Origin of the sequence: Nocardia veterana NBRC 100344, from assembly GCF_000308855.1 — a bacterium.
Taxonomy (GTDB): Bacteria; Actinomycetota; Actinomycetes; order Mycobacteriales; family Mycobacteriaceae; genus Nocardia; species Nocardia veterana.
This window is the reverse complement of record NZ_BAGM01000126.1, coordinates 14,697-26,463: the sequence shown is the minus strand read 5'-3', so window position 1 is coordinate 26,463 and position 11,767 is coordinate 14,697. Positions and strand designations below refer to the sequence as shown.

The 11,767-nt window shown below is 69.1% G+C and carries 10 protein-coding genes; 1 reads left to right on the top strand and 9 read right to left on the bottom strand.

Annotated features, from left to right (window positions below; translation table 11 throughout):
- Positions 1–26: 26 nt before the first annotated feature.
- A complete protein-coding gene (locus ON37_RS24325; RefSeq protein ID WP_040722611.1) occupies positions 27–329 on the bottom strand; it encodes a hypothetical protein in 303 nt (100 codons plus the stop codon).
- Between the two features lie 253 nt (positions 330–582).
- Here ON37_RS24325 and ON37_RS24320 point away from each other — a divergent pair, with 253 nt between their 5' ends.
- A complete protein-coding gene (locus ON37_RS24320) occupies positions 583–1,860 on the top strand; it encodes a phosphatase PAP2 family protein (protein WP_040722679.1) in 1,278 nt (425 codons plus the stop codon).
- Positions 1,861–1,866: 6 nt separating this feature from the next.
- Here the strand turns inward: ON37_RS24320 and mnhG are convergent, their stop codons facing one another.
- The 8 genes from mnhG to ON37_RS24280 all read right to left on the bottom strand — a co-directional run bounded on the left by mnhG (position 1,867) and on the right by ON37_RS24280 (position 11,745).
- Positions 1,867–2,226 (bottom strand): monovalent cation/H(+) antiporter subunit G, encoded by a 360-nt coding sequence (gene mnhG, locus ON37_RS24315; protein WP_040722610.1) that lies wholly within the window; start codon positions 2,224–2,226, stop codon positions 1,867–1,869.
- Complete coding sequence (locus ON37_RS24310; protein WP_040722609.1) at positions 2,223–2,483, bottom strand: monovalent cation/H+ antiporter complex subunit F; 261 nt, start codon at positions 2,481–2,483, stop codon at positions 2,223–2,225. Before ON37_RS24310 ends, mnhG begins: the two co-directional genes overlap by 4 nt.
- Before the next feature lie 138 nt (positions 2,484–2,621).
- Complete coding sequence (locus tag ON37_RS24305) at positions 2,622–3,137, bottom strand: Na+/H+ antiporter subunit E (RefSeq protein WP_040722608.1); 516 nt, start codon at positions 3,135–3,137, stop codon at positions 2,622–2,624.
- On the bottom strand, positions 3,134–4,750 hold the full coding sequence (locus tag ON37_RS24300; RefSeq protein WP_040722606.1) for a Na+/H+ antiporter subunit D: 1,617 nt from the start codon (positions 4,748–4,750) through the stop codon (positions 3,134–3,136). The genes ON37_RS24305 and ON37_RS24300 overlap by 4 nt, the downstream gene beginning before the upstream one ends.
- Entirely contained in the window at positions 4,747–5,130 is a 384-nt protein-coding gene (locus ON37_RS24295) for a Na(+)/H(+) antiporter subunit C (protein ID WP_040722604.1), read from the bottom strand. Before ON37_RS24295 ends, ON37_RS24300 begins: the two co-directional genes overlap by 4 nt.
- On the bottom strand, positions 5,127–7,985 hold the full coding sequence (locus ON37_RS24290; protein ID WP_040722602.1) for a Na+/H+ antiporter subunit A: 2,859 nt from the start codon (positions 7,983–7,985) through the stop codon (positions 5,127–5,129). Before ON37_RS24290 ends, ON37_RS24295 begins: the two co-directional genes overlap by 4 nt.
- A 150-nt stretch (positions 7,986–8,135) precedes the next feature.
- The gene (locus ON37_RS24285) at positions 8,136–9,464 is read right to left on the bottom strand and encodes a hypothetical protein (protein ID WP_040722600.1); all 1,329 of its coding nucleotides are present in this window, start codon (positions 9,462–9,464) and stop codon (positions 8,136–8,138) included.
- Positions 9,465–9,537: 73 nt separating this feature from the next.
- Positions 9,538–11,745: an AAA family ATPase gene (locus tag ON37_RS24280; RefSeq protein ID WP_245553427.1), complete on the bottom strand. Its 2,208-nt coding sequence runs from the start codon at positions 11,743–11,745 to the stop codon at positions 9,538–9,540.
- Between the last annotated feature and the right edge of the window lie 22 nt (positions 11,746–11,767).

Here is an 11,767-nt window from a genome sequence, read left to right as displayed (position 1 = left end):
AGCCGGGTATCGGTGCCCGCGGCGCGCTATCGATGCGACGAATTCTGGTACTCGCGCCAGGCCTTCTGGGTCGCGGTGAGTTTCGGGCGAGGTGGCCGGTTGCGGAAGAAGTTGACCACCATCACCACGGGGAGGAGAAACGCGTGGAAGAAGATCAGATAGGACCCGCCGTCGAACAGGAAGGCGAGATAGCCGGCGTAGCAGAGGTAGACGGTGCCGAAGATGGCGTTGAGGGAGCGGGAGCCACTGCTCTGCCCGGTCCGCACCGATGCCATGGCGATCATCGTGATCCCGCTGATCGCGAGCAGGGCTACATACCAGTTGAACATGCGGACGACTGTGTCAGCGCGCCATTGGCATTCGCTTACGAAAGGGTTGCGAGGGGACCGGATGCGGGCCGATTCGGTGGCGTGAGCGGACGCGACGCGGTCATGGCGCAGATCACATCCGTCGTCCGAGCTTCCGCTGGCCGCCGGGCGGCGTTCATCGGCTGTTTACGATGGTCGGGTGCTGCTCGACGATCCGCGTTCCGACTTCGGCGGTGAGGCTCGCCGGAAACGGTTCCGGACGGGGTCGCCGCAGCTGTGGGCGTGGGCGCTGATCGGCGGTGTCACGCTCCTGCTGATCGGCTTGCAGATCGCGGCCTGGCGCAACGGATTCGAGGGGCCCCTGCGCAGTCTCTGGTCCGATTTCGCGGGCACACCGCATTCGGTGTCGGTGCCGTGGGCGGGGCTGGCATTGGCTCTGGTCGGACTCTCGTGGCGACGACGATTATTCACCGTCGGTGCGGCGGTTGTCGTGGATGCGGTCTGCGCGGGGATCAGGCTTTCGCTCGGCGGGGCGCTGACCAGTGGAAACGGCGCGGTTATCGCGCTTGTCGGCCTGGTTCTGGTGGCCTGGCTCGGCTGGGAGGGCACCGACAAACGCAATGCGCTGCACGCGGCGGCCCTGGGCGCGCTGCTGATCATCGCCACCAAGGTCGGCGACGTGTGGTTGCACTTCACCGTGCTCGCCGGACCGAACGTGTGGGACCGGTACGTCGTCCTCGCCGACCATGCCTTCGGCGAACCCGCATGGGTGATGGGACGCCTCGTCGAGGCGCTCGGCCCCGGCGGGTACGCCGTATTGCACTGGGTGTACATCGAATTGCCGGTCGCGGCGATGGTCGTGGCCGTCTGGCAGTTACGCCGGGTGGTGTCCACCGGCGCGTGGCCCGGGCACTATCTGGTGCGAACCTTTCTGGTACTCGGGCTGGTGGGCCCGGTCGTATACCTGATCTTCCCGGTGGTCGGGCCGATGTTCGCCTACGGTCCGGACGGGCACGGCCTGCAGGTGGGCGACTACTGGCCGCATACCGTCCCGCCGGTCGACCGCCTGCCCGAGCCGCTGCCGTTCGATCGCTACACCCCCCGCAACTGCATGCCGTCGATGCACACCGCGTGGGCGACCGCGATCTTCCTGCACACCCGCCGCGACAACCACGGCGCCCCGGCGCCCCGGTGGATCCGCTGGGCCGGCGCATTCTGGCTCGTCGCCACGCTGTCGGCCACCCTCGGCTTCGGCTACCACTACGGCGCCGATCTGCTCGCCGGTGCGGTGCTGGCGATGACCGTCGAATCGGCGCTGCGCGCTCCGGAGCGTGGCTGGGATCGAGCCCGGATCGCCCTGGTCGGCGCCGGATTCGCGCTGCTGACCGGGCTGCTGCTGGCGTACCGCTATCTGGCGGTGTGGGCCGCCGACCATCCGGTGCCCGCCGGCATCATCGTCCTCGGCACGTTCGCGGGATTCGTCCGGGCCTTCCATCGGATGTGGTTCGCGCGGCCGACCGCGAGTGTGGACCGAGCCCGAGTCGCGGTATGACGCGGATCAGTCGTCCTCGTCGATCCCCTCGTCGCCCAGCTCGTTGACCAGCAGCAGCCCGTCGCGATGGCGTTGTTCGCGATAGGCGGTGCGTCCGAGCAGATGGGCGATCGCCGGCGCGGTGACCAGCGTGAACAGGCCCACCAGCACCAGCATCCAGACAGTGGGGTGGCCACGCAGCTGGATCGCCGAGCCGATCAACATCAGGATCAGCCCGACCACCTGCGGTTTCGTCGCCGCGTGCATGCGCGAGAGGGTATCCGGGAAACGGACGATCGCGATCGCGGCCGTCGCGGCCAGAAAGGCGCCGAGCAGGATCGTCACATAGGACAGCCAGTCCAGGGCGGTGTGGACGGCGCCGCTCATCGGTCGTCCCGGACCCGGAACCTGGTCACCGCGGCCGATCCCAGGAAGCCGACCAGGGCCAGGGCGACGATGCCCGGAACCACCGTGGTGTCGTCACTGTAGGCCGCCCAGACCGCCAGCCCGGCCGCGGCGATGCCGACCAGCGAGTCGATGCCGACCACCCGGTCGAGGGTGCCCGGACCGGCCAGCACCCGATAGGAGGTGAAGGCGGCGGCCACCGCGAGCAGCACTCCGGCAACGATCGCGACCACGGTCATGAAACCTCCTGCGTCTTGCGGGACACCCGCACCCGGTCGGCGGTGTGTGCTGCTGCGCGATTGTCGCTCACGCCGCCTCCTGTGCCTTGCGGGACACCCGCACCCGGTCGGCGGTGTGTGCTGCCGCGCGATTGTTGTTCACGCCGCCTCCTGTGCCTTGCGTTCGAAAGCCCGGATCAACAGGCCCTCCAACCGTCGCGTCGTGTAGTAGAACTTCTCGACCGCGTCGTCGCTGCCGACGTCGAGCACATGCACCCACGCCACGCCGGAGGTACGGTCCAGCTCCAGCACCATCGTGCCGGGGATCAGATTGAGGACGTCGGCGCACAACACGAGTACCAGGTCCGAGTCGATCGCCAATCGCACCCGCAGGACCCCCGAGACCGGCGCTCCGGACCGGCGCACCGCGAACCAGGCGATCTGCAAACTGGACTCGATGGCGTAATACGCGGTGACCAGGACCAATTCGACGAGCGGCAGCACCCGCAGCGTTCCGTTCACCGGAACCCGCGGCAGCGGCAGCAACACCATGATCAGCACTCCGACCACCAGGCCCGCGAGCAGATTCGCGATGCTGGCATTACCCCACAGCGCGGTGTAGACCACCGCCAGCCAGATCAGCACCCCGATGCGAACCAGTCGTTCCCGCGTCATCGGTCACCTCCGGACTGCCACGTATCCGCCGGCCCCAGGACGGTTTCCAGATACCGATGTGGAGTGCCCAGGTCCTCGGCGGCGCGCTGCGCGATCCCGAGGATCGGCCCGGCGAAAACGGTCAACGCCAGCCCGACCGCGATCAGTGCGACGGTGGGCGCCACCATCAGCCGCGGCATCCGCCCCGGATCGTCGCGATCGTCGAAGAGCACATCGGTGGACTCGTCGATCAGGGCCGAGGGTGCGGCGTCGGCGAGCGCACCCTCGGGGGCCTGAACTCGTGGCCGCCAGAACGCTTTACTCCACACCCGCGCCATCACGTACAGGGTCAACAGGCTGGTGACCACCGCACCGGCGATCAGCATCCAGGCCAGGACGCCGCCGTCCGCGGCACCCGCCTGCAACAACCGCACCTTGCCGATGAAGCCCGAAAACGGCGGAATACCACCGAGATTCAGCGCCGGAATGCCGAACAGCAGGGCCAGTGCCGGGCTGGCCGCCAGCAGTCCGCCCAACCGGCTCAGCGACGCCGAGCCGGCCTGCCGTTCGATCAACCCCACCACCAGGAACAGCGTCGTCTGCACCAGAATGTGGTGCACCACATAGAAGACCGTGCCGGTGGTGCCGCCGACCGAGCTCAGCCCGACGCCGAACATCAGATATCCGATGTGGCTGACCAACGTGAACGACAGCAGACGTTTGATATCGCTCTGCGCGATCGCGCCCAGGATGCCGATCACCATGGTGAGCAGACCGCACACCAGCAGCACCCCGTCGAAGATCCCACCCGGCAGCAGCAGCGCGTGTACCCGGATGATCGCGTATACACCGACCTTGGTCAGCAAACCCGCGAAGACGGCCGTGACCGGTGCGGGCGCGGTCGGATAGGAGTCGGGCAGCCAGTTCGACAGCGGGAACACCGCCGCCTTGATGCCGAAGGCCACCAGCAGCGTCGCGCAGATCGCCCCGCGCACGCCGAGCGGCACCGCCCCCATGCGCAGCGACATATCGGCCAGATTCAGGGTGCCGGTCGCGGCGTAGGCGAGCGCGATGCCGGTGAGGAAGATCAGCGACGACACCATCGACACCATCACGTAGGACACCCCGGCCCGAACCCGATCGGCGCTCGCGCCCAGCGTCAGCAAGACGAACGACGCGGCCAGCAGCACCTCGAATCCGACGAACAGGTTGAACAGGTCGCCCGCCAGAAAGGCGATCGAAACCCCCGCGCTCAGAATGAGATACGTGGGTTGGAAGATCGAGGTCGGCTGGCGTTCGGTGCCGTCGCTGATACCCTGCCCGACCGCGTAGATCAACACCCCGAGCAGCACGATCGACGACACCAGCAGCATGCCCGCCGACAACCGGTCCACCACCAGGGTGATGCCGATCGGGGTGTGCCAGCGTCCCACCTGCACCGCGCCCATTCCGTCCCGGTCGGCCAGATACAGCAACAGTGCCGAGACCGCGACCACGGCCGTCAGCGCCGCCACTGAAATCGCCTGCTGCACCCGCGGTTTGCGGCCCACGATCAAGGTCGCGGCCGCGGTCAGCAGCGGGATCAACACCGGTAGCGGGCACAGCGCGGGCAACAGCCCGGGGGACAGGCTCATTGTTCGGGGTCCTCGCCTTCCCGCTGCGCGGCGACCTTCACGTCCTCGGGGTCGTCCTCGACCTGTTCGGACGTGGTCAGGGCGAAGGCCCGATAGGCCAGGGCCAGGACGAAAGCGGCCAGGCCCATCGTGATGACGATCGAGGTGAGGATCATCGCCTGGGCCAGCGGATCGGCCGGTTGATCGTGTCGGCGATCGGATTCGCCGAGGATCGGCGGTCGCCCGTCCGGACCGCCCATGGTCAGGATCAGCAGATTCACCGCATTGCCGAAAAGAATCAGGCCCAGCAGCATCTTCGACACCGCTCGCTCGAGCACCAGATACACCCCGCAGGCGACCATGATTCCGATCAGGGCCAGCATGGTGATGTTCGCGCTCATCGCCGCCCTCCCTTCGCAGCGGTCCGGTCGCGACCGGAAGTGGCGGAGTTGCCGAGGAATTCGGTGTCCAGGCGGGCGCCCAGGCTGCGCAGCACATCGAGCACCAGGCCCACCACGATCAGATACACACCCAGGTCGAACAGCATCGCGGTGACGAATTTGACGTGCCCCAGCACCGGCAGTGTGACCTCGATGATCGCCGAGGACAGCGGGGGCGCCCCGAGCAGCAGCGATCCGGTCGCGGTGCCGGCCGACAGCACCAACCCGGCGCCCAGCACATGTCCGGCGTCGACCGGAAGCGCTTCGGCCAGTTCGTAGCGTCCGCCGGCGAGATAGCGCAGGACCAGAGCCAGTCCGGCGGTCAGGCCACCGGCGAAACCGCCGCCGGGCGCGTTGTGACCGGCGAAGAAAAAGTACGCCGACAGCACCATGATGGTCGGGAACAGCATGCGGGTGGTCATCGCCATCACCATCGAGCGATCCCGCGGCGCCACCAGGGGACTGGCACGCAGCCAGTACGACCGATCGGGATCGGGTGTGTAACCGGGCGCCTCGGAGACCCGCGGCAGGGTGCCGAACCGGCGGCTGCGGAACATCAGCGAGGCGACGCCCGTCGCGGCGACGACCAGAACCGAGATCTCGCCCAATGTGTCCCAGGCTCGGATATCGACCAGCAGCACGTTCACCGCGTTCTTCCCGCCGCCGAAACCGTAGGCGGCAGCGGGAATTCGATGCCAGATCGGGTCGGCGCTGCGGGCGGCGGTCGCGAACGCGGCCACGATCACCACCGCCGCGCCGACCGCGGCGGCCAGGATCGCCCGCCGCACCTTCAGCGCCGCGGTGCGGCTGGGTTCGATCTCGGCGGAGAACTTGCGCAGCACCAGTACGAAGATCACCAAAGTCAGTGTCTCGACCAGGAATTGGGTCAGCGCGAGATCGGGCGCACCGTGCAGGGCGAAGATGACACCGCAGCCGTAGCCGGTGACACCGACCAGCAGCACACTGGCGAGACGATTGCGCATCACCGTCGCGCCCAGCGCCATCGCGGCCATGATCAACCCGATCACCAGTTGCCAGACGGAATCCCAGGCGCGCACCGTGATCCGGGACCGCGCCCCGGCGAAGAGCATGACCAGCGGCAGCACCACGACGGTGATCAGGATCAACGCCTGGTTCAGGGGCAGCGAACCGCGCTGGGTCGCACCGGTCATGCGCAGGGACAGTTGATCCATCGTGCGCAGCGTGGCGTCGTAGACGCGGTCGGCGTTGCCGAGGCGCGGATGCACGGATTCGCCGATCCGATCACGGATTTCGAACAGCACCAGACCGCAGGCGATCGCGATCAGGGTCAGGGTGAGCGGTGTGCCCCAGCCGTGCCACAGCGCCAGATGTTCGTGCAGCGGCCCGAGCGTGCGCGCGTAGGGGGCCAGCAGGTCGTCCATCCACGGCGAGGCGAATCCGGCCACCAGTGACAAGGCCGCCAGGACGGCCGGCGGCGCGAGGAACCGGGCGTTCGGGCGATGCCACGGCCGTTCCGGTTCGGGCACGCCCTCGGCCGCGCGTTTGGTGCCGAAGGCGCCCCACACCATTCGGGTGCTGTAGCCGACGGTGAACATCGACCCGATCACGATGCCGATCATCACCGCGATCCGCACCGGGGCGCTCAGATTGTCCGCGTCGAGTTCGGCCGCGAACGCGCTCTCCTTGCCGACGAATCCGAACAGCGGCGGAATCGCGGCCATGCTCAGCGCCGCGATCACGGCGATCCCGCACAGCACGGGCGCCCGGCGGCCGATGCCCGACAGCCGGCGCAGATCCCGGGTGCCGGCGCCGTGATCGATGATGCCGACGACCATGAACAGACAGCCCTTGAACAACGCATGCGCGACCAGCAGCGCGGCCCCGGCCAGCGCCGCCGGTGCGGTACCGGTGCCGACCAGCACGAGCAGGAATCCGAGTTGGCTGACGGTGCCGAAGGCCAGCACCAGTTTCAGGTCGTACACCTGGAGTGATCGCAGGCCGGCGAGCAGCATCGACAGAATGCCGAGGGTGAGCACGATCGGATGCCACACCGGGGTGGACGACAGTCCCGGCGCGAGCCGGGCCACCAGGTAGATACCGGCCTTGACCATCGCGGCGGCGTGCAGATACGCGCTGACCGGCGTCGGCGCGATCATCGCGCCCGGCAACCAGAAATGCAGCGGGACGATCGCGGATTTGCTCAACGCGCCGATCAGCACCAGCACTACCGCGACGCCGGTCGACCAATCGTGCGGGTCGGCTCGGGCCACCACATCCGAGAGCAGATAGCTGCCGCAGCGCTGTCCGAGCAGCACCAGGCCGACCAGCATCGCGAGCCCGCCCGCGGCGGTGACCAGGAGCGCCTGCAACGCCGCCCGGCGCCCGGTGCTCTGTTCGGCGTGGTGGCCGACCAGCAGGAACGACAGGACGGTGGTGAGTTCCCAGAAGGTGAACATCACCAGCATGTTGTCGCTGACCACGAGGCCGAACATGGCGCCGGCGAAGGCGACCAGGTAGCCGGCGAAGATGCCCAGTCGCGGGCGGTCGTCGTCGTCGAAATATTCGGCGCAGTAGGCCAATACCAGCGCGCCCACCCCGAGGACCAGCACCGACATGATCGAGGCGAGGCTGTCCAGGCGCAGATCCAGATTCATGTGGATCTCCGGGGCCCAGGCGATGCGGATCTCCGCCTCGCTGTTCCATCGCGCGATCACCCAGACCAGACCGGCCAGCGGTGCGAGCGCGATCGGGTAGAACCCACGCCTGCCCAGTACGCGCACGGCGGGCGGTGCGAGCAGAGCGGCTACGGCATGGGCGAGCAGGATGGCGAGCAAACGTCACTCCGTCGGTCGGCGGCGGGGTGGAGGCGGCTCCGATCCTACTGCTGACTCGGTGCTTCGGCGGCCACAGCGGAATCCGGCGCGGCTCCACCGCTCACCTTCCAGAGGCGATGGCTATATATCGGCTACCGGTGTGAAGCGGGTTTACGGAGCCGGCGGTTCGGTGGGCTCGGCCTTCGCCGTCGGTCTGCTGGGCGGTCGCCACCAGCGCAGAGCCAGCAGTCCGACCGCACATCCAGCGGTGATGCCGAGCGCGACCCAGAACGGCTGCGATGAGCTCATCGCGGGGGCCGGATTCAGATACCAGTGACCCGGTTCGGTGACGAATTGCTCGCGACCGAGACGTTTGCGCAGCGCCGTCACGACCGACGGAACGAAGATGATCGCGACCCCGAGCACCCGGGTGGGGTTGTACCGCGGCGCGGTGCCACCGAAGCAGTAGCCGCCCACCAGCGCCAGCAGCCCGCTCAACACCGCCGCCTGCACCCCGCCGTCGATGCGATGGTCCGCGGTCAGCGCGCAGTACAGTGCCAACGCCGCCAGGACCGCGATCGCGAGCATCGGCCCGGGCCGGCGGAACCCGGCGACGATGCCGATCCCGATCAGCACCACCAGCGGTGCCACCGACCAGACCGGCAGACGCGCCGGGATCAGGGCGCTGCCCACCGCCGTCAGGGCGACCGCCAGCAGGATCAACATGCCGTCGCGGCGCGGGAGCAGAAGCGCGGCCAGCACCGCGGTGACCACCGTCAGCGTCGCCGCGACGACGATCCGGCCGAGACTGTCGGCATGACGGGCCAGCCATTCGCCGGCGAAGAGCTGCACGATCACGAACACCAGACCGGCCACGATCGGTGCCATCGGTAATTCGACCGACCGGCGTTCGACTCGGTCCTGATGCCGGTTGACGATCAAGCCGACCACGATCAGGACCGTCGTGAGGGTGATCAGCCACAGCGGCGGCAACGAGGTCGTCGACCAGCCCGGCGCACTCGGTAGCCCGGCCTGCGCATCGCCGGTCGAGGTCGAGCCGAGCTGACCGAAGACGACGGCGGACAGCGCGCCCAGGGTCCAGCCGAATACCTGCCACCAGCCGCGCAGCACCGCGACGGCGATGCCGCCGAGCAGGATTCCGCCGGCCAGCGAATCCAGATAGTTCAGGGTGGCCGGGGCGATGCTCTGGTCCTCGGTTTCGGCCAGCACATGCGCGCCGAACATGATGACGGCGCCGCACAGCGCCGAACCCCAGGCGGCGAGCGCATGGTTGACGGTGGTGGCGAAGACGGCCACGATCAGCGCCACGACGGCGCCCGCGGCGATCGCGCGCGGCTGGCTGGCGGCGAGCATATCCAGCTGCAGCACCGAGGTCTGCGAGGTCCAGCGGAAACCGTTGGGCAGCATCAGCGACAGCCCGGCGACCAGGGTGGCCAGCGCCGCCGTGATCATCTCCAGAACCTCGTGGTGCCTGCGCACCAGCCGAAAATACCGGTGAACCGGGTGAAATCGGAGCCGACCTGCCGGACGGGCCGACGGCGACCGGCCCGGCTCAGGCGTCGGCGCGCCGCTGCGCATACCGGCGCAGCGATTCGACCTGCGCGGAATCCAGCGACGGCCGCACATTCTCGCGGGCGGCGGCCAGGTCCGCGGGGCCGATGTCGGCGGCGTCCACGTCCCGCCGCATCGCGGCCATCGCGGCCTCGCGCAGCAGGGCGGCGCAGTCGGCGGCGGAATAGCCGTCCAGCTCGCCGGCGAGTGCGGCGAGGTCGACCTCCGGGCTCAACGGCACGGAACGGCTTGCGGTGCGCAGGATTTCGGCTCGGGCAGGCGCGTCCGGTGGTGGGACGAAGACCAGGCGTTCGAGCCGCCCGGGCCGCAGCAGTGCGGGATCGATCAATTCCGGACGGTTGGTGGCCCCGACCACCACCACCTCGCGCAGCGGTTCGACTCCGTCGAGTTCGGTGAGCAGCGCCGCCACCACCCGGTCCCCGACACCGGAGTCGGAGCTCTGTCCGCGTCGCGGCGCCAGGGCGTCGATCTCGTCCAGGAAGATCAGCGAAGGGGCGGAGTCGCGGGCACGCTGGAACAACTCCCGCACCGCGCGTTCGGACGAGCCGACCCATTTGTCCATCAACTCCGCGCCCTTCACGGCATGCACGCTCAGCTGACCGCTACCGGCCAGGGCGCGGACCAGGAAGGTCTTCCCACAGCCGGGCGGGCCGTAGAGCAGCACCCCGCGCGGCGGGTCGATCCCCAAGCGGGCGAACGAGTCCGGATGCCGCAGCGGCCACAGCACGGCCTCGGTGAGCGCCTGCTTCGTCTCGGCCATATCGCCGACGTCGTCGAGGCTCAGGCTGCCGATCGCCAGTTCCTCGGTGCCCGAACGCGAGAGCGGCCGGATCACCTCCAGTGCGCCGACCAGATCGGCCTGGGTCAGCACCGGATCGGTGTGGTCGTGGCTGGCCCGGGAGGCTGCGCGCAGCGCCGCCTCCCGGCACAGCGCCGCCAGGTCGGATACTACGAAACCCGGTGTGCGCGAGGCGATTTCGTCCAGCGCCAAATCCTCGGTCGGCACCTTGCGCAACAGCTGCTGCAGCAGTTCGGCGCGGACCGCGGCGGTGGGCAGGGTCAGTGCGATCTCGCGATCACAGATATCCGGCGCGCGCAGCCGGCTGTCCACGGCCGCCGGATGCGAGGTGGTCGCCAGGAATGCCACCCCCGGGCTGGCGACGGCCGCTCGCAGTTGATCGAGGATCAGGGTGGCCACCGGTTCCGGATCCGCGGGCAACAGCGCGTCGATATCGGTGATGAGCAGGACTCCGCCTGCGCCGGAACAGATTTCCGATACCGCGAGCCCCACCTCCCGCAGCCGGGTGCCACTCTCGGAGGCGCCCACGGTGGGTCCGTCCAATTCGACGATGCGTCGCGGAATCGACACCGCCCGCGCCAGCGTCGCCTTGCCCACCCCGGCCGGACCGGTGACCAGCACACCCAGATGCGGCGGCGCGCCGAGGGTGCGCAGGAGTTCCGGTTCGTCCAGCGCCAGGCTCAGCCACTCCGACAACTTCGCCGCGGGGGCGCGCACCCCGGCCAGATCCGCCACCGCGACCGCGGACGGACGTTCCCGCACCTGCATCCGGCTGCCGGGATGGTTGGGTTCCAGCGCACCGCGCGGATCGTGCGAGGAGGCGGCCGAGGGCGCGGCCGCCCCCCACACCACCGCGCTGTTGGGCTGCACACTGACCGGCACGCCGCTGGGATCGGTGCCGGTGACGGTCAGCAGCTCGGAGGTCCACGCGATCGCGAACGTGCGGGAAAGGGCCTGTGTCGCAGCGGCGGAACTGGTCCCGGGGCCGAGATCGCGGGGCAGCAGCGAGACCGTGTCTCCGACGGTGACCACCTTCCCCAGCAGCGCCTGGCGCAGCGTCGACTCCGCGATCGCGCTCATCGCCGCGGCCGAGCCGGTGACCGAGATGTGTTTGGCGCCGTAGACCGTCACGGGTGCGACGACCACGCCGCCGTCCTCCCGGACCCCGGCGTTGGACAGGGTCACATCGTCGAGCAGCGCGACACCGGCGGGAGTGTCGGCGGGCGCGCGCCCGACCACCGCGGCCGTGCGGCGGGAGCCGATCACGCTGATCCCGTCCCACTCCCGCAGGCCGAGCGCCGCCAGCGCTTCGGAATGCAATCGCACCACTCCGCGGCGCGCGTCCGCGGCCGAGCGATTGAGTCGAGCGGTCAGCGACAATTCAGGCACGTCTGCCATTGTGCCCGCGCGC

Coding starts and splice junctions, on each gene's coding strand:
- ON37_RS24325 (WP_040722611.1), bottom strand. CDS start 329: ATGTTCAACTGGTATGTAGCCCTGCTCGCGATCAGCGGGATCACGATG.
- mnhG (WP_040722610.1), bottom strand. CDS start 2,226: ATGAGCGGCGCCGTCCACACCGCCCTGGACTGGCTGTCCTATGTGACG.
- ON37_RS24310 (WP_040722609.1), bottom strand. CDS start 2,483: ATGACCGTGGTCGCGATCGTTGCCGGAGTGCTGCTCGCGGTGGCCGCC.
- ON37_RS24305 (WP_040722608.1), bottom strand. CDS start 3,137: ATGACGCGGGAACGACTGGTTCGCATCGGGGTGCTGATCTGGCTGGCG.
- ON37_RS24300 (WP_040722606.1), bottom strand. CDS start 4,750: ATGAGCCTGTCCCCCGGGCTGTTGCCCGCGCTGTGCCCGCTACCGGTG.
- ON37_RS24295 (WP_040722604.1), bottom strand. CDS start 5,130: ATGAGCGCGAACATCACCATGCTGGCCCTGATCGGAATCATGGTCGCC.